The sequence below is a fragment of the Streptomyces sp. NBC_00523 genome (assembly GCF_036346615.1).
Lineage (GTDB): Bacteria > Actinomycetota > Actinomycetes > Streptomycetales > Streptomycetaceae > Streptomyces.
On sequence record NZ_CP107836.1, the window covers coordinates 3,139,901 to 3,157,279 of the forward strand.

16 protein-coding genes and 1 pseudogene are annotated in these 17,379 nt (G+C 73.1%); 9 read left to right on the top strand and 8 right to left on the bottom strand.

Annotation, left to right across the window (positions count from 1 at the left end; genetic code table 11):
* Nucleotides 1-58: 58 nt before the first annotated feature.
* Nucleotides 59-1,240: a type VII secretion protein EccE gene (gene eccE / locus OHS17_RS14095; RefSeq protein WP_330312465.1), complete on the top strand. Its 1,182-nt coding sequence runs from the start codon at nt 59-61 to the stop codon at nt 1,238-1,240.
* A complete protein-coding gene (locus OHS17_RS14100; RefSeq protein WP_330312466.1) occupies nt 1,237-2,001 on the top strand; it encodes a hypothetical protein in 765 nt (254 codons plus the stop codon). Before eccE ends, OHS17_RS14100 begins: the two co-directional genes overlap by 4 nt.
* Before the next feature lie 21 nt (nt 2,002-2,022).
* Here the strand turns inward: OHS17_RS14100 and OHS17_RS14105 are convergent, their stop codons facing one another.
* Nucleotides 2,023-4,602, bottom strand: a complete 2,580-nt coding sequence (locus OHS17_RS14105) for a bifunctional FO biosynthesis protein CofGH (protein ID WP_330312467.1) — start codon at nt 4,600-4,602, stop codon at nt 2,023-2,025.
* Between the two features lie 36 nt (nt 4,603-4,638).
* Nucleotides 4,639-6,039, bottom strand: a complete 1,401-nt coding sequence (locus tag OHS17_RS14110; protein ID WP_330312468.1) for a serine/threonine-protein kinase — start codon at nt 6,037-6,039, stop codon at nt 4,639-4,641.
* Between the two features lie 263 nt (nt 6,040-6,302).
* On the opposite strand from OHS17_RS14110, the gene helR reads away from it, so the two are divergent.
* From helR to OHS17_RS14125, 3 genes are all read left to right on the top strand, one after another.
* Nucleotides 6,303-8,477 carry an RNA polymerase recycling motor ATPase HelR gene (gene helR, locus OHS17_RS14115; protein WP_330312469.1) on the top strand — a complete coding sequence of 725 codons (2,175 nt, stop codon included), beginning with the start codon at nt 6,303-6,305 and terminating at the stop codon, nt 8,475-8,477.
* A gap of 123 nt (nt 8,478-8,600) precedes the next feature.
* Nucleotides 8,601-10,025 carry an ATP-binding protein gene (locus tag OHS17_RS14120; RefSeq protein WP_330312470.1) on the top strand — a complete coding sequence of 475 codons (1,425 nt, stop codon included), beginning with the start codon at nt 8,601-8,603 and terminating at the stop codon, nt 10,023-10,025.
* Between the two features lie 112 nt (nt 10,026-10,137).
* Complete coding sequence (locus OHS17_RS14125) at nt 10,138-11,901, top strand: serine/threonine-protein kinase (protein WP_330312471.1); 1,764 nt, start codon at nt 10,138-10,140, stop codon at nt 11,899-11,901.
* Between the two features lie 5 nt (nt 11,902-11,906).
* Here OHS17_RS14125 and OHS17_RS14130 read toward each other — a convergent pair whose 3' ends face one another.
* Complete coding sequence (locus tag OHS17_RS14130; protein WP_330312472.1) at nt 11,907-12,329, bottom strand: ATP-binding protein; 423 nt, start codon at nt 12,327-12,329, stop codon at nt 11,907-11,909.
* Between the two features lie 247 nt (nt 12,330-12,576).
* On the opposite strand from OHS17_RS14130, the gene OHS17_RS14135 reads away from it, so the two are divergent.
* The 3 genes from OHS17_RS14135 (at nt 12,577) to OHS17_RS14145 (ending at nt 13,329) form a co-directional block, all read left to right on the top strand.
* A complete protein-coding gene (locus OHS17_RS14135; protein ID WP_330315252.1) occupies nt 12,577-12,693 on the top strand; it encodes a hypothetical protein in 117 nt (38 codons plus the stop codon).
* On the top strand, nt 12,645-13,112 hold the full coding sequence (locus OHS17_RS14140; RefSeq protein ID WP_330312473.1) for a Scr1 family TA system antitoxin-like transcriptional regulator: 468 nt from the start codon (nt 12,645-12,647) through the stop codon (nt 13,110-13,112). The genes OHS17_RS14135 and OHS17_RS14140 overlap by 49 nt, the downstream gene beginning before the upstream one ends.
* A gap of 70 nt (nt 13,113-13,182) precedes the next feature.
* On the top strand, nt 13,183-13,329 hold the full coding sequence (locus OHS17_RS14145; protein ID WP_330312474.1) for a prevent-host-death family protein: 147 nt from the start codon (nt 13,183-13,185) through the stop codon (nt 13,327-13,329).
* A gap of 40 nt (nt 13,330-13,369) precedes the next feature.
* Here OHS17_RS14145 and OHS17_RS14150 read toward each other — a convergent pair whose 3' ends face one another.
* The 3 genes from OHS17_RS14150 to OHS17_RS14160 form a co-directional block, all read right to left on the bottom strand.
* Nucleotides 13,370-14,020: a DUF4333 domain-containing protein gene (locus OHS17_RS14150; protein WP_330312475.1), complete on the bottom strand. Its 651-nt coding sequence runs from the start codon at nt 14,018-14,020 to the stop codon at nt 13,370-13,372.
* Nucleotides 14,021-14,097: 77 nt separating this feature from the next.
* On the bottom strand, nt 14,098-14,220 hold the full coding sequence (locus tag OHS17_RS14155) for a hypothetical protein (RefSeq protein WP_330312476.1): 123 nt from the start codon (nt 14,218-14,220) through the stop codon (nt 14,098-14,100).
* 74 nt (nt 14,221-14,294) lie between these two features.
* Nucleotides 14,295-14,750, bottom strand: a complete 456-nt coding sequence (locus OHS17_RS14160; protein WP_330312477.1) for a hypothetical protein — start codon at nt 14,748-14,750, stop codon at nt 14,295-14,297.
* Between the two features lie 120 nt (nt 14,751-14,870).
* On the opposite strand from OHS17_RS14160, the pseudogene OHS17_RS14165 reads away from it, so the two are divergent.
* Nucleotides 14,871-15,446 (top strand): annotated as a pseudogene (locus OHS17_RS14165) (class I SAM-dependent methyltransferase); the annotation flags it as partial.
* Nucleotides 15,447-15,767: 321 nt separating this feature from the next.
* Here the strand turns inward: OHS17_RS14165 and OHS17_RS14170 are convergent.
* Both OHS17_RS14170 and OHS17_RS14175 read right to left on the bottom strand, forming a co-directional pair.
* A complete protein-coding gene (locus OHS17_RS14170) occupies nt 15,768-16,364 on the bottom strand; it encodes a hypothetical protein (RefSeq protein ID WP_330312478.1) in 597 nt (198 codons plus the stop codon).
* Nucleotides 16,365-16,408: 44 nt separating this feature from the next.
* On the bottom strand, nt 16,409-17,239 hold the full coding sequence (locus OHS17_RS14175; RefSeq protein ID WP_330312479.1) for an LLM class F420-dependent oxidoreductase: 831 nt from the start codon (nt 17,237-17,239) through the stop codon (nt 16,409-16,411).
* Nucleotides 17,240-17,379: the final 140 nt, after the last annotated feature.

The window sequence follows — 17,379 nt, forward strand, 5'->3', positions numbered from 1 at the left end:
GAGCAGCACGACGACCGCAGTGGCGAGGTTGCGGCCACGGCCCGGAAGGATCGGCGGGGTGCGGCTGCACCAGCTGGTGCTGGTGGAGATCGCCGGTGCGCTGGTGCTGACCGCGTGGGCGACGGACCGGGTCCTGCTGGTGCCCGCGGGCCTGGTCGCGGCGGTGCTGGTGCTGTCGGCGGCCCTGCGGTGGCGCGGGCGTCCGGCACTGGACCGGATCACGGCGTCGCTGGCGCTGCGGGCGCGGCTGCGGGCGGCACGGCAGCCCCTGCCGGTCGCGGACGAGGGCGCCGACCCCGCGCTCGCACCGGTCCTGGAGTGCGAGGACGCGCTGCGCACGTACACCTACACCGACCGGCAGCGCGGACGCGGCGTCGGCATGGTGGGCGACGGTACGTTTCTGACGGCGGTGCTCCTCGTGCAGCCGCGCGACACCCCGCTGCGGGCGGGCCGGGACACACGTCCGCTGAATCTGGGCATGCTGCGCGACGCCCTGGACGCGGACGGCATCCGGCTGGAGTCCGTACAGGTCGTGCAGCACACCCAGCCCGCGCCGGGCCCGCATCTGCCGGAGCACGCCGTCGCCGCGCGCTCGTACGGACCGCTGGCGCAGACCGGCACCCCGGCGGTCCGGCTGACGTGGATCGCCCTGAAGCTGGACCCGAAGCTGTGCCCGGAGGCCGTGCAGGCGCGCGGCGGCGGGCTGGGCGGGGCGCAGCGTGCGCTGCTGAGGGCCGCGGACCAGCTGGCGAGCAGGCTGACGGCGGACGGCGTCGGCGCCCGCATCCTGAGTGAGGCCGAGGTCACGTCCGCCCTCGCCACGTCCGCCGGGGCGACCGCGCAGACCGGCGCGCCCGCGGTCCGGCCGGGCGCCTCCGCGCGGCGCACCGAGGAGACCGGCCGGGCCTGGCGCTGCGACGACCGCTGGCACACCACGTACTGGGTGGGGCGCTGGCCGCACCTGGGCGCGGGGGCGGAGGCGTCGGCGCGGGTGGTCGCGGCGCTGACGTCGACGCGAGCCTCGGTCAGCACGTTCAGCCTGACGGTGTCGCGCGGTGGGGGCGGCACGTCCGCCGTCACCGGGCACGTCCGGATCACCGCGCGCGGACACGACGAACTCATGGCGCTGAGGCGGCAGTTGGAGGAGGCCGCCCGAGCGGTGCGGGTCGGCCTGGTGCGGCTGGACCGCGAGCAGCTGCCCGGTGTGCTGGCCACCCTGCCCCTCGGAGGTACCCGTTGAGCACGCACCGTACGGTCCCCGCGGCCCCCGCTCCCGCTCCCGCTCCGACTCCGACTCGCCGGGCCCGCACCGGGCGAGGGCTGCTCGGGCCGCGCCGGGACCGGCACGCCCTGCCCGTGGAGCAGCTCGCCGCCCTGGAGCTGCCGCTCGGGGACGACGGAGTCGTCGCGGGCAGCGACGCGCAGGGGCGGCCCGCGGTGCTCGGCCTCTTCCGGCCCGCCCCGCTGGACGTCGTGCTCATCGGCGGTGTCTGGACCGCGCAGGTCCTGGCGCTGCGCACGGCCGGGACCGGGGCGCGCGTCGCCGTCGAGACGGGCCGGCCGCAGGCATGGGCGGGGCTCGCGCGGGACGCGGGCGGCGGCCAGCAGTGCATGACGGTGCACGACGTGCGGCAGGTGGGCCCGCAGGGCGCGTCGGTCGCCGGACCGGTCCTGGTGGTCCGGGACTGCGGGGTGCGGCCCCCGCGCAGCCGTCTGGCGCCGGGCCCCTGGCAGTCGGTGCTGACCCTGCTGCCGTTCCTGGGCCCGGCGGCGCCGAGGCTGGTGCAGGACGCGGGGCTCGTCGGCATCCAGCGGGTCTCCCCGGAGGAGGCGGCGGTCCTGGGCCGCGTCATGCGCCTGCCCCGGCAGAACGCGGAGGCGCTGTCCCAGCTCGGCGACGACATGGTCCTGTGGTGCACGCAGGAGCACCACAAGCTGGTCAAGTTGGCCCCGACCGAGATCGAGGCCACCCTCCTCGGCGGCCCCCGCCGCCTGGACTGACCGCGCCCCGGATCTCCCCCCTCAGTCCCCCAGCACCGGCAACAGCTCCGGCAGATGCCCGTCCGATGCGCCCGCCGCCGCCACGCGTTCCGGCGGCACCTCTCCGTACAGCGTCGTACGCGGCTTCGCCGGGCGGCCGGCGAGTTCGGCGATGGCCTCCAGGTCGCGGACCGAGCGGTAGGAGCCGTAACTCGAACCGGCCATGCGGGAGATGGTCTCCTCCATCAGCGTGCCGCCGAGGTCGTTCGCGCCGGAGCGAAGCATCTCGGCGGCGCCCTCCGTGCCGAGCTTGACCCAGCTGGTCTGGATGTTGGTGATGTGGGGGTGCAGGAGGAGGCGGGCCATCGCGGTGACGGCCCTGTTGTCGCGGTCGGTGGGGCCGGGGCGGGCGATTCCGGCGAGGTAGACCGGGGCGTTGGTGTGGATGAAGGGCAGGGTCACGAACTCCGTGAAGCCGCCGGTCTCCTGCTGGAGCGCGGCCAGGGTGCGCAGGTGGCCCAGCCAGTGGCGGGGCTGGTCGACGTGGCCGTACATCATGGTCGAGGAGGAGCGCAGGCCCACCTCGTGGGCGGTCTTGATGACCTCCAGCCAGGTCGCGGTGGGCAGTTTGCCCTTGGTGAGGACCCAGCGGACTTCGTCGTCCAGGATCTCCGCCGCCGTGCCCGGGATCGAGCCGAGCCCGGCCTCCTTCGCTGCGGTCAGCCAGTCGCGGATCGACATGCCGGTGCGGGTGGCCCCGTTGACGACCTCCATCGGCGAGAACGCGTGGACGTGGATGCCGGGCACCCGCTCCTTCACGGCCTTCGCGATGTCGAAGTACGCCGTGCCGGGCAGGTCCGGGTGGATGCCGCCCTGCATGCAGACCTCGACCGCGCCCACGTCCCACGCCTGCGCGGCCCGGTCCGCGACCTGGTCGAGCGAGAGGGTGTACGCGTCGGCGTCGGTGCGGCGCTGGGCGAAGGCGCAGAAGCGGCACCCGGTGTAGCAGACGTTGGTGAAGTTGATGTTCCGCGTGACGATGTACGTGACGTCGTCGCCGACCACGTCCCGCCGCAGCGCGTCCGCGATCCGGCACAGCTCGTCCAGGGCCGGGCCGTCCGCGTGCAGCAGCGTGAGCGCCTGGTCGTCGGTGAGCCTCGTCGGGTCGTCCGCCGCCTGGCTCAGCGCCGCGCGCACGTCCCCGTCGATCCGGGAGGGCACCATCCCGGGGGCCGCCGCCTCGCGCAGCGCCTCCCAGTCCCCGTAGACGACGTCGAAGTCGTCGCGGCGGTCGCCGGTGCGGCCCTCCGTGTCGATGGTGCGGTGCAGGTCGGTGCGGCCGGAGGCGTTGAACCCCTCGTCCGGCTCCTGCCAGGGCAGCCCCTCGGGCATCGCGCCCTCGCGGGCGAGCCCGGTCTCCGGGTCGGCGAGCGCCCGTACGTGCGGCAGCAGGCGCGGGTCCAGCCAGGGTTCGCCGCGCTGGATGAACTCCGGGTAGATCGTGAGGCGTTCGCGCAGCGTGAAGCCGGACTCGGCCGTGCGGGCGGCGAGTTCGTCGATGTGCGGCCAGGGGCGCTCGGGGTTCACATGGTCGGGGGTCAGCGGCGACACCCCGCCCCAGTCGTCGATGCCCGCGCCGATGAGCAGCGCGTACTCCGCGTCCACCAGGTTCGGCGGGGCCTGGATGCGGGCGGACGGGCCGAGGAGGTGCCGGGCGACGGCGATCGCGGCGGCCAGCTCCTCCAGCTCCGCGTCCGGCATCCCGCGCATCGCGGTGTCCGGCTTGGCCCGGAAGTTCTGGACGATGACCTCCTGGATGCCGTGGTAGGCCCGGGCGGTCCGGCGCAGCTCGAAGAGGGAGTCCGCGCGCTCCTCGTACGACTCGCCGATGCCGATCAGGATGCCCGTGGTGAACGGCACGTTGGACCGGCCCGCGTCCTCAAGGACCCTCAGCCGCACGGCCGGTTCCTTGTCCGGGGAGCCGTGGTGCGGGCCGCCGGGCTCGGACCACAGGCGGGTCGCGGTCGTCTCCAGCATCATGCCCATGGAGGGCGCGACGGGCTTCAGCCGCTGGAGGTCCGTCCAGCTCATGACCCCCGGGTTGAGGTGCGGCAGCAGCCCCGTCTCCTCAAGGACCCGGATCGCCATGGCGCGTACGTACGCGAGGGTGTCGTCGTACCCCTCCGCCTCCAGCCACTCGCGCGCCTCCGGCCAGCGGTCCTCCGGCCGGTCGCCGAGCGTGAACAGGGCCTCCTTGCAGCCCATCGCGGCCCCCTCGCGGGCGATGGCCAGCACCTCGTCGGGCGACAGGAACATGCCGTGCCCGGCCCGGCGGAGCTTGCCGGGCACGGTGACGAAGGTGCAGTAGTGGCACTTGTCGCGGCAGAGCCGGGTCAGCGGGATGAAGACCTTGCGGGAGTACGTGATGACCCCCGGCCGCCCGGCGGCCTCAAGGCCCGCGTCGCGCACCCGGGCGGCGGAGGCCGCGAGATCCGTCAGGTCGTCGCCGCGCGCCTGGAGCAGCACGGCGGCCTCGGCCCGGTCGAGTGCGACTCCGTCACGCGCGCGCTTGAGCGCGCGCCGCGTCGAGTTGGTGGTGGGTCCGCTCTGGGCATCGGTCATGTCCCCGAGCATACGAGCGGGTGGCCGGAGCCCGGATCACGCGTAGTACTCCAGGATCAGCGGCAGGTCCTGGGTCCATTCCCGCAGGCGGGAGCGGTTGCGGGCGGCCAGCGTCCAGGTGTGCACGGCCCCCGCGCGCAGACGGACGGTGACCACGAGGAGTTTGGGCCCGCGCACCGCGTATTCGATCCGGCCGATCTCGGCCCAGGCGATCTGCACCTCAGGCCCGTTGTCCGCCTGGAACTCGATCCCCAGCGCGTCGATCACCAGCGAACTGCCCGTGCCGACACCGACGAACCCGATGTCGGTGACGGGCTCGGCGGGCCCCTGCTGCCACGGGCCGCCCGCGGCCGGAGCCGCGTAGGGGTTGTTGGGGATCGCGGCGGCCGGCGGATAGGGCGAGGGGGTGTACGGGGACGGGCCGTAGGGCGAGGCCGCCATCGGCGGGTACGGGGACGGGGTCCCGGAGTTCGGCGGGTAGGCGGGCGGCGCGGGGGCCGCGCCGACGGGCGGGAGGGGGTGCTGCGGCGACGGGGTCGCGTCGGCCGGGGCCTTGGCGAGGCTAGGCGGCGTCGCGTCGGCCGGGTGGCCGGGCTGCTGCGCCGGTACGGGCAGGGTCGGGACGTACACCGGCCCCCCGGGCGCGAACAGGTCCAGCAGCGCCTCCGGAGCGGGCCGCTCCCCCGGCTCCTTCGCCAGGCAGGCCGCCACGACGCCCCGCACCCCTTCCGGCACCGCGCCCAGCTCCGGCGCCTCGTGCACCGACCGGTACATCATCCCCATGGGCGTCCCGGCCCCGAACGCGCTGCCGCCCGCCGCCGCGACGAGCACGGCGCCCAAGGCGAACACATCGGCGGGGGCGCCGACTTCGAGGCCCTGGGCCTGCTCGGGGGCGAGGAACCCGGGCGTCCCGAAGGCCATCCCGGTCGCGGTGAGCCGGGTCGATTCCAGGGCCCGGGCGATGCCGAAGCCCAGGACGCGCGGCCCGTCCGCCGCCATGATGATGTTGCCGGGCTTCAGGTCGCGGTGGACGAGCCCGCAGCGGTGGATGGCGGCCAGCGCCTCGGCGAGGGCGGCGCCCAGCTGCCGCAGCCGCGCCTCGTCCATCGGGCCCTCGGCCTCCACGAGCGCGGAGAGCGTGGGCCCGGGGATGTAGGCCGTCGCCAGCCAGGGCGCGGGCGCGTCGGGGTCCGCGTCGACCACCGGTGCCGTGTGGAAGCCGCCCACGCTCCGGGCAGCCTCGACCTCGGCCCGGAACCGCTCGCGGAAGTGCGGATCGGTGGCGAGTTCGGACCGCGCCACCTTCACGGCGACCGCGCGCCCGCCCCGGGACCGCGCCAGATAGACGACGCCCATGCCACCGGCGCCGAGCTGCCGTTCCACGGCGTATCCGCCGACCTTCTCGGGCAGGTCCGCCCCGTCCGTTCCGTACGCCATGTGCGCGGCGCTCCCCCCGGTGATCCGGCGGCCCAGTATGCCGTGTGCCTGCCAATGCGGGGCAAGGCGGGCGGGGGGTCGGGCGAGCGCTGAAGGGGTGCCGGGGGTGTTCACCGGCCGGCCGGGAAAGGACTGCCACCTCCGGCCACTCTCAACGTATAGCGCAAGGGGGGCCTTGCCGCAAGGCCCCCCTTGTCCCGCACAATCGCTGATCCGAGCCAGCCACCTGCGGCCTTTGGGAGTTTTACGTAGTGCCCGAACCGATGCACACCACTGTCACCACGAGCGCCTTCGCGCTGACCGGCGACCGCGCCGAGGCCAAGGCGGACCCCGCCCTGATCGCCGGGGACGAGCGCCACTTCGCGGCCATCGCGCGCTGCCTGGAGGAGACGGTCGCCGAACTGACCGCCGCCCTCGACGCCGCCCGCCGCGCCCCGGGCGGCCTGGGCAGGCAGGGGCTGGACCGGGATGCCGAGATCCACCGGCTGACCGCCCGGCTGCGCACGCTGCGCCGGTTCGGCCTGGACCTGTGCCTCGGCCACATGGCCGGGGCGGACGGCTCCGAGCCGGTGTACGTGGGACGGCTCGGCCTCACCGACAGCGAGGGCCGCCGGCTGCTGACGGACTGGCGCTCCCCGGCCGCCGAGCCGTTCTTCGGGGCGACGCACGGCAATCCGATGGGCCTGGCGAGCCGCCGCCGCTACCGGTGGTCGGGTGGCCGGGTCAGCGACTACTGGGACGAGGTGTTCGCCCCGGACGCCTTCGCCGGGCACGCCGCGCTGGACGACCAGTCGGCGTTCATCGCGAGCCTGGGCACCAACCGGTCGGCCCGGATGCGGGACGTGCTGGGCACGATCCAGGCGGACCAGGACGCGATCGTCCGCGCCGGTTCGCGCGGCGCGCTCGTCGTGGACGGCGGCCCGGGCACCGGCAAGACCGTCGTCGCCCTGCACCGCGCCGCGTACCTCCTGTACGCGGACCCGCGCCTCGGTCAGCGGCGCGGCGGCGTCCTCTTCGTCGGCCCGCACCAGCCGTATCTGGGGTACGTCGCCGATGTGCTGCCGAGCCTCGGTGAGGACGGGGTGCGTACGTGCACGCTGCGCGACCTCGTCCCGGAGGGCGCGGCGGCCGTGCCCGAGGCCGATCCGGAGGTGGCCCGGCTGAAGGCGTCGGCGGAGCTGGTGCGGGCGGTCGAGGCGGCCGCCGCGTTCTACGAGGAGCCGCCCGCCCAGGGCCTGACCGTGACGACGCCCTGGGCGGACGTCCGGCTGACCGCCGCCGAGTGGGCCGTGGCCTTCGAGTCCGCGCCGGGCGTCCCGCACAACGAGGCGCGCGACGCGGTGCTGGAGGAGATCCTGACGATCCTGGCCGACAAGCACGCGGACCGGCAGGACGAAGAGGTCCCGGAGCACCTGGTCCGCCAGGCTCTGCTGCGCGACCGCGAGCTGATGACGGCCTTCGACCGGGCGTGGCCCCTGCTGGACGCGGCGGACCTGGTCGGCGACCTGTGGTCCGTCCCGGCGTATCTGCGGACGTGCGCGCCCTGGCTCACCCGCCATGAGGTGGCCGCGCTCCAGCGCTCCGAGCCCCAGGCGTGGACGGTCTCCGACCTGCCGGTCCTGGACGCGGCCCGACAGCGGCTCGGCGACCCGGACGCGGCCCGCCGCCGACGCCGCAACGAGGCGACGGCCGCCGCCGAGCGGGCGCGCAGGGCCGAGGCGATCGACAGCCTCCTGGAGAACGCGGAGATCGACGAGAGCCAGGGCGCGGTGGGGATGCTGCGCGGCCGGGACCTCCAGGACACACTGCTCGACCCGGACGCCCTGTCCACCGCCGAACCGGACGAGCTGGCGGGCCCGTTCGCCCATGTGGTGGTGGACGAGGCGCAGGAACTGACCGACGCGGAGTGGCAGATGCTGATCCAGCGGTGTCCCTCGCGCAGCTTCACGATCGTCGGGGACCGCGCACAGGCCCGGCGCGGCTTCACGGAGTCGTGGCGGGAGCGGCTGGAGCGGGTCGGCCTGGACCGGATCAGCCTGTCGGCGCTGACCGTCAACTACCGCACGCCGGAGGAGATCATGGCCGCTGCGGAACCGGTGATCCGGGCCGCCCTGCCGAATGCGAACGTCCCGGTGTCCATCAGGCGCAGCGGTATCCCCGTCGCGCACGGCCCGCTCACGGACCTCCCCAGGGTCCTGGACACCTGGCTGACGACCCACCCCGAGGGCACGGCGTGCGTGATCGGCGCGCCTGCGTCCTTCCGCCCGCCGTCGCCCCGGGTCCGCGCCCTGACCCCGACCCTGTCGAAGGGCCTGGAGTTCGACCTCGTGGTCCTGGTCGATCCGGAGCGCTTCGGTTCGGGGGTCGGCGGGGCGGTGGACCGGTACGTGGCGATGACCCGGGCCACGCGGGAGCTGGTGGTGCTGGCGGGGGTGTGAGGGGGCGCGCTTCGGCGCCTCGCTGTTCTCCCAGCAGGTCTGATGACTTTATGTGCCCGAGTGTTACTTCCATTAATGAGAGTATCTTGAATGGAAGTATCAGGGCCATGGAGGTGGAGTGCCGTGAACGGATTCATCGGACGCCGCGCCGAACTCAGTCTTCTGGAGGGCCTGCTGCGTCCCGTCAAGGACGGCGGGCGCAGCGGGCGTCCTGGGCGGGCCGTTCTGATCCGCGGGCGCCGCCGGGTGGGGAAGTCGCGCTTGGTGGAGGAGTTCCTGGAGCAGGAGGGTCTGCCACATGTGTTCTTCACTGCCGTCGGCGGCTCCCGCGAGGAGGACCTGGCAGGTTTTGCCGCCGAGGTGGCCGCTTCCCCGCTTCCTGACGTGGCACGGTTCAGCGATTTCGCCGCCCCCCTCACCTGGGACGCCGCGCTGACCATGCTCGCCTCCGCGCTGCCCACCGACTCGCCCAGCGTGGTGGTCCTCGACGAGATGCCCTACCTCGTGCGCGAGGACCCGAGCTTCGAGGGGGCGCTCCAGAAGGCATTCGACCGGACGCTGTCGAGACTGCCTGTTCTACTCGTCCTCATCGGCTCCGACATCGCGATGATGGAACAGCTCAACACCTACGGGCGGCCCTTCTATCAGCGGGGGACCGAAATGGTCGTACCGCCGTTGAATCCCGCCGAGGTCGCCTCGATGCTCGATCTGCCGCCCGCCGAGGCCTTCGACGCCTATCTGGTGTCCGGTGGCCTCCCACTCATCCTGGAGGAGTGGCCACAGGGTGCCGGGCTGTGGGAGTACCTCGAACTGGCCCTGCGCAGACCGACGTCCGCGCTGCTGGTCAGCGGCGAACGGTCTTTGGCTGCCGAGTTCCCCGTCGAGGCACAGGCGCGCACCGTCCTGGGTGCCATCGGTCACGGCGAGCGCACCTTCACCCTGATCGGCAGAGCCGCCGGGGGCCTCAACCCCAGCTCGGTGTCCCGCTCGCTGGATCTTCTCTCCTCTCGCGGCATGGTTGCCGCAGAGCTCCCGCTCTCCACCAAGCCCAGCCGGGAGACCCGCTATCGCGTCGATGACCCCTACCTGCGCTTCTGGCTCGCCTTCATCGGCCCAGGCATCCCCGCGATCGAACGCGGCCGGGGCGACCGCGTTCTCGACACCATCCGCACCCATTGGAAGTCCTGGCGGGGCAGGGCCATCGAGCCCGTCATCCGCGAAGCCCTGTGGCGGCTCGGCTCCGACGACGGGCAACTGCCCGCGGGCACCGATGCGATCGGTGGCTACTGGACCCGCACCAACGACCCCGAGATCGACATCGTCGGCGCCGATCGCGCCCCCATCGCCAAGAAGATCACCCTCGTGGGTTCGGTCAAGTGGCTGGAGAAGAAGCCCTTCGACAACCGCGACCTCACCCGCCTCGTCACCCACCGCTCCCAGCTTCCAGGCGCCGACGACACCACCCCCTTGCTCGCCGTCACCCGCAGCGGCTGCACAGCCGATGTCCCCACTCTCACACCCCAGGACCTCCATGACGCCTGGGCCTGACGGCGGGCCCGGAGGGCGCCCGGGCCCCGTACGTCCCCCGGCTCGGGCCCCAACCTCGGCGCCTCCGACGGCCCCGGGTGCGCGGTCGGGCCCCTCGCGTACCGTTCCGCCCATGACTGCGGGTTTCGAGGGACGCGTGATCGACGGGCGCTTCGAACTGCTGGAGCGGCTCGGTGGCGGAGGCATGGGGCTGGTCTGGCGGGCGCGTGACATCGTCCTGCACCGGGAAGTGGCGCTGAAGGAGGTACGGCCGCCCGATCCTGAGCTGCTGCGGCTGCGTCCGGACGCGCCGGAGATGCTGCGGAAGCGGGTGCTGCGCGAGGCCGTGTCGCTGGCCCGGATCACCCACCCGAACGTGGTGACCATCCACCACATCGTGAGTTCGCCGGAGGTGGAGCACCCCTGGCTGGTGATGGAGCTGGTCTCGGGCGGCTCGCTCCAGGACCGGCTGGAGCGCGGCCTGTGTACGCCGGCCGAGGCGGCGCGGCTGGGCCGGGGCGTGCTGGCCGGGCTGCGGGCCGCGCACGAGGCGGGCATCCTGCACCGCGACGTGAAGCCGGGCAACGTGCTGCTGCGTACGGACGGCACGCCGCTGCTCACGGACTTCGGGATCGCCGCCGTGCGCGAGGCGACCAGCCTCACCAACACCGGTGAGCTGGTGGGCTCCCCCGACTACATGGCCCCTGAGCGGCTGCGCGGGCACGACGACGAGCCGTCGTCGGACCTGTGGTCGCTGGCGATGATGCTGTACGTCGCGGTGGAGGGCCACCATCCGATGCGCCGCTCGTCCACCCTCGCGACGCTGGCCGCGATCCTGGAGGAGGACGTCCCGCCACCCCGGCAGGCCGGCGCCCTCGGCCCCGTACTGCGGTCCGTCCTGGTCAAGGACGTCGCCGCGCGGCCGGACGCGGAGCAGCTGGACCGGCTGCTCGCCCAGGCGGCGGACGAGCGCCCCGCGACGGCCGCCGAGGACGCGCGACCGGCATCGGCCCCCTCGGCCGCGTACACCCCGACGGAGCCCGGCACCCCGGCGCCGACGGCCGGTTACACCCCGACGGAGCCCGGGACCCCGGCACCGCCGCGGCCGGGCGCTCCGGCGTCCCCGCCGCAGCCGGAACCGGCCGACGCCCGTCCGGGCGGGGACACCGCGGGCCGGGGCGAGCCCTCGGCGACGACGGGCCGGACGCCCGTGCGGGGTGCCGGGAGCAACCGGGCCGTGCGCCGGGTCCTGATCCCCGGGGTCCTGCTGACCGTCGTGGCGGCCGGGCTGCTGGCCAAGGGATACATACCCGGCCTCGGCAACGACGACAACGCGTCCGCGGACGCCAGGCCCACGCCGTCCGCGACCCACTCCCACTCCCCCACCCCGAGCCCGACGCCGACCCCGACGCCCACCCCCACACCCACACCGACCAAGGACACGGATCTCGTCAGCGCGGCGGGCGGCCGGAGGGTCGTCAAGGAGCTCAAGGCGGTGACGGGCGGAACGAAGGTGGTCTCCTGGTTCTCCATCCACCAGAGCCATGCCTCGGGCAACGTGCTCGTGAAGGACGAGAAGATGCCGAACGACCAGATCTTCGACGGCTTCTCGTACGACGAGGGCTCGGGCAAGCTCGACAACAACAAGGCCATACTCGACGATCAGCCCCTGATGGACCTCAGCAAGGTCAACTGGGATACCTTCCCCCGCCTCCTACGCGTCGGCTACAAGGAAATGGGCGTACGGAACGCGGACCCCACGCAGACCTACGTGATCTTCGACTGGGAGAACGGCAAGCAGGCCATGCGGTTCTACATCAACGGCGACTACAAGACCTCGGCCATGCTCACCGCCTCGTTCGACGGCACGATCCTCCGGCGGGTCAACGCGCGCTGACCCCGCTACGGGGTGCCCGGGGCCACCCGCGCCCACACCGTCTTGCCGACGATGCGCTCCGCGACGCCCCATTCCGCCGCCAACGCCTCGACCAGGCGCAGCCCGTTCCCGCTCTCGGCCCCGGGGCCGCCCTCGCACAGCTCTGGGCGCCGCTCGCCCCGTGCGTCCGAGACCTCGATCCGGAATCCATCCGTCTCGGGGGTTACGCGCAGCTCGAAGTCCCGGCCGGTGACGTGGCCGTGCAGCACGGCGTTGGCGGCCGGCTCGGCCACGACCACCGCCACGTCGTCGGACAGCCGGCTCCCGTACGCCACGCCCCAGGCGTCGAGTTGCTGCACGGCGAGTCGACGGGCGAGACGGGCGCCTCGGCGGGTGGCGCTGAAGCGCTGGACGAAGTCGGTACCCACAAGGGTGATTTCGGCGTTCATGTGACCCAGCGTGTCCGTCTCCTTCTGCGCTGACCAGGAGTGACCACACGACTCCAACAAGCTGTACGGGCCTGCCCGACCGGCTGTACGGGGCGTCGGCCGTGACCGCACGAGCGAAGGCGGTACGGGGCAGATGACGAACACGCAACGTGAGGAACGGCCGGAGCGCCCGGCCGAATCGGACGGTACCGCGCACCTGTTCAGGGCGCTGGGCCGCCGGCTGAAGTTCCTGCGCGAACGCGCGGGGATGAACCAGCGGGAGCCGGCGTCTGCGACGCATTGCGGCGAGGACCTGATCTCCGCGATGGAACGGGGGTGCGGACCCCGCAGGTGGAGTTCTTGCTCCTCGCGGACCGGGCTCTGAACACGGGGGGCCTGCTGTCGGCAGCGGCGGACGACGTACGGGAGGCGCTGAAGCGGACGCGCCTGCGGCATCCGGGATGGTTCCGGGACTATACGCGGACGGAGGCGGAGGCGGTCGCCGTGCACGAGTACAACAATCAGGTGATCCCCGGTCTGCTCCAGACCGAGGAGTACGCGCGGGCGGTGTTCACCCAGCGGCGACCACTGCTGGACGAGCAGACAATCGAGAAGCGCGTGGCGGACCGCATGGCACGCCAGCAGCTTTTCGAGCGCTGGCCTGCCCCGACGCTCAGCTTCCTACTTGAGGAGGCCGCGCGACCACCGTCCACGTCCGCGACTCGAAGAACATCCCCGGCCCCCGACTTCGACGTGGCGCCCACGGCCTGGTCCGCGTTCGTCACGTACGCGCGCCAGGGCTGAAAAGCCGGACGGCGAGCCCCACCCGGGCGCTCGCCGTCCGCCCGGCGCCTCGGGCTGGCACACTTCGCGCATGAGCCACGACCAGCGGGAACACATCGATCCGGAGGAAGCCCGGGCTCTAGCCGACTACCGGGCCCGCAGGGCCTCCGCGGCCGACCTCACCGAACCGGTTCCGCACGACGAGGTACGCGCCCGGCTCGGCCTGGAGCGGCGCTGACGCACCGGTCACCGGGCCCGCGCCGGGCACGCCCGGCCCCTCAGCCGCCCGGCGTCTCGTCCACCTTGAAGTCCATGTTCACCTTGCCGCCGACAACCGACTTCGCGGTGACCGTCACTCCGTACTGCTTACCGCTGTCGGCCAGTTGGCAGCGGATCGTGGCGCCGGCCTTGGCGGGCAGGTTCTCCGGGCAGGAGAAGGCGTCGGGCTGCTTGCCCACTTGGGCGGCGAGGGCGGCCTTGCCCTGGCGGGCGACCTCGGCCTTGTCCACGGAGCCGGAGGCGCTGTCCGCGCCCGCGGAGTCGGACGGCTGGGCCGAATCGCTGGGCTGGGGGTCGGGGGAGGCCCCGTCGCCCGCACCGGCGTTGTCGTCCACCTTGAAGTCCATGTTCACCTTCTTGCCGTCGACGGACTTCACGGTCGCCGTCATACCGAGCTTCTTGCCGCTGTCGGTGATCGTGCAGCGCACCGACTCACCGACCTTCCCCTTGAGGTCGTCCTCGCAGGTCACGTCCTCGGGAGCGCGCCCGACCTGCTTCTCCAGACCGGCGGAGGCCTGCTTGGCGACCTCCTCCTTCTTGACGACCAGGTCGCCGCCGAAGCTGAACGAGCAGCCCGAGACGAAGAACAGGGCCAGCGTCCCGGCCGCCGCTCCGGCCACTATCCGACTCCCTACGGACTGCTGCCTCATGGGGTCCCCCTAGCCTCGATGTACACGCCAACGACTGGCCTGCCAAGCTATCACCGGGGTCTGGGCCCCCGGCCGGGTCAGCCCGCGTACCCCTGGTCGGCGAGGATCTTGTCGATACGGGCGCGGTGGGCGGCCTCCCAGTCGTACAGGCTCTCCGCCGACCACATCCGGGTACGCCCCACGATCGACCGAAGCCTCATCACGCATCGCCCCATTCCACCACCGGCCGCATCCACGCCCCCACGGACTTTCGCGCGGGGCGTGGCACCGCCTGTCAGGCGTACGTCCAGCGCCACGCGTTCCCGCTGGAACTGCACCTGATCCGGGCTCCCGAGGCGTTCGTCGTCACGGCCCCGTGGTCGCTGTTCCGGCAGAACTGCCCTGCGCTGTAGCAGTTCCCGGCGTTGGAGCGGATGGAGCAGGTGCTCGTGGTCTTGGTGCCGCCGCCGGAGGACCCGCCGCCGGACCGGGTGGAGGCGGCCTTGGTGACCGTTGTCGTGACGGTCGGCCCGGGCACCTTCACGGTCTTCGTCTCGGTCACCGTGGGCGCCGGGGCGGGGGTGGCGGTCTCGGTCGCGGTGGCCGTGACGGTCACGGTGACCGCGGGCACCGGCTTGGCGCTCGCGGCCGCGTCCCCCTTCCCGGACTCCGAACAGCCGACCGCCCCCAGGGCGATCAGGGCCATCCCACCGACCCATATCCGCGCGCGCCGGCTCAGCACCTTGGGCATGGAGTCCCCCCATACGTCTCGTCGAGTGGGGTGACCGTATTACCGCGAACGAGATGTGGGGAAGTTGCGGAGGGAGAGTGATCAGATCGTGATCACCGGACATTCGGCGGCCACACGCCGAAACCCGTTCTGGCGGAGCGCGGGAAGGAGGTCGTCGGCGTCGATCCCGCGCGGGCGTCAGTCGATGTCGCCCGGGCCAAGCCGGGCGCCGAGCGGGTGCGCTGGATCTGCGGCGACGCCACGCGGCTGCCGCCGTTGCGCGTCGACCTCGCGACGATGACCGCGAACGTGGCCCAGGCCATCGCGGACCCCGGGGACTGGCAAGCCACGCTGCGGGGCGCCCGCGAGGCGCTGCGGCCCGGCGGGCGGCTGGTGTTCGAGACGCGGGTGCCGGGGCGGCGGGCCTGGGAGGAGTGGACGCGGGAGCAGTCCCACAGCGTGACCGACGTCCACGGGATCGGCGCTGTCGAGACCTGGGTGCAGGTCACCGAGGCGACCGGGCCGCACGTCTCGTTCCGCTGGACCTACCGGTTCGCGGCCGACGGTCGGACGCTCACCTCCGACTCGACGCTGCGCTTCCGGGAACGGGAGGAGATCCAGGCGGACCTGGACGCGCAGGGATACGCCCTGGAGGACCTCCGCGAAGCGCCCGACCGGCCCGGGCGGGAGTACGTGTTCGTGGCGCGCAGACCGTAAGGCGGGCGCGGAGCCGTCCGTCCGATGAGCTCACCAACGGGGCGGGGGAAGCGGCATGCGGTGGGATCGCGGGAGTGTCACCGGGCTCGAGCTGATCGTGGGCGGGCTGGTCGTCGGGGCGGTGGGTGCGGGGATCATCGCCGTCGGGACAGGGGCGTTCGGGGTGGAGACCGAGACGTTCGGGGCCATCGACTGCGACTCCGTCTCCGTCAAGGGCGGGACCGTGTGGCACTGCCGCGGCGAGAGCCCGGGCCAGGCCGCCGCCAATGAGGCGGCCCGGCGCAAGGCGGAGCTGGACGCGCTGCCCCCAGGTAGGCCCCCTCACCCCAGCCCGCGCGCGACGCGCTCCGCCTCGGTCAGGGTCTCCATCAGCTTCTCCGGGTCCACCACGTACTCGCTGTCGTCCAACGCGTCGTAGTCCACCGTGCCCAACGGCAGCCCCAACGCGTCCAGTTCGGCGGCCAGCTGCCCGAACGCCACGCGCTCGTCCGGCTCGTCCTGATACGCGGACTGCTCGAAGGCGACGGCCTCCGTCAGGGTGGAGCCGGTCATCGGCCAGAGGGTGAACTCCGTGTCCAGCTCGATCGGCCGCCGCACCGGCTCGTCCGGATGGACCCAGTAACCGACCCATCCCTTACCGCCCTTGGCGACGAGCTTCACGTATTCCGTCATCCGCGCGACCCCCGCGTTGACGGCCTGCATCTCCGGGTCGGCCAGCTCCTGCTCGCTCAGGTAGCCGGTGTCCAGGAACGGGTGGAGCTCGCCCTCCTCGAAGAACTCAAGGCCCAGCAGGTGGGCGAAGTCGTCCCGCCCCTCCCAGTGGGCGGTGAGCAGCACGCGCAGGTCGTCCGGCACCGGCAGCCCGTCCAGCCGCTCACGGGAGAACGCGGCGAGCCGCTCGTCGTAGGTGGTGTTCACGGGTCCCTCTCGGGGGTCGAAGGGGTCGAAGGAGCAACGGGGTCCTACAGGTACGCCGCGTACGCGTCCAGCGTCCGCAGGACCTCCGGCTCCGCGGCCGGGGGCAGCTGGAGGACGATCTCCTCGATGCCCAGGTCCGCGAAGCGGGCCAGCTTGCCGGGGGACGGGAGGACCGCGTACGGGACGATGTGGAGGTCCTTCGGGTCGCGCCCGGCGGCCTCCCACGCGGTGCGGAGGTGGGGGACGGACTCCGTGAGGCCGCCGCCCCCGATGGGGAGCCAGCCGTCGGCCGACTCCGCGATGTGGGCGAACAGCTTGGGGCCCGCCGCGCCGCCGATCAGAACGCGCGGGCCTTGCGGGCGGTACGGCTTCGGGTGGGCCTCGCTGGCGCGCACGGAGCCGAACTCCCCCTCGTACGCCGTGGGTTCCGCAGCCCACAGCGCCCGCATCAGCGCCAGCCGTTCGCGGCCCAGGCGGCGGCGGGTGGACCACTCGACGCCGTGGTCGGCGGCCTCCTCGACGTTCCAGCCGTAGCCGATGCCGAGGGTGAAGCGGCCGGCGGAGAGGTGGTCCAGGGTGGCGATCTGCTTGGCCAGGTCGATCGGGTCGTGCTGGGCGATCAGGGTGATGCCCGTGCCCAGGGCCAGCCGCTCGGTCACCGCCGCGGCCTGGGCGAGCGCGACGAAGGGATCCAGGGTGCGTCCGTACTCGCGGGGGAGCTCGCCGCCCGCCGGGTAGGGGGTGTCCCTGCTCACCGGGATGTGGGTGTGCTCGGGCAGGTACAGCCCGGCGAACCCGCGCTGTTCGAGCTGGTGCGCCAGCCGCACCGGGGTGATCGTCTCGTCGGTGAGGAAGATCGTGGTGGCGATCCGCATACGAAGGCACCTCCGTCGTTGTCCCGTGACGCTCCCAACGTATGCGGTCGGGGGCGCGAAGGGACGCCTCCGGCCTCCCCAAACGTCACCAACTTAGGTTAGGCTCGCCTAAATTATCTCACGAGGGCAGGGAGCAGGAC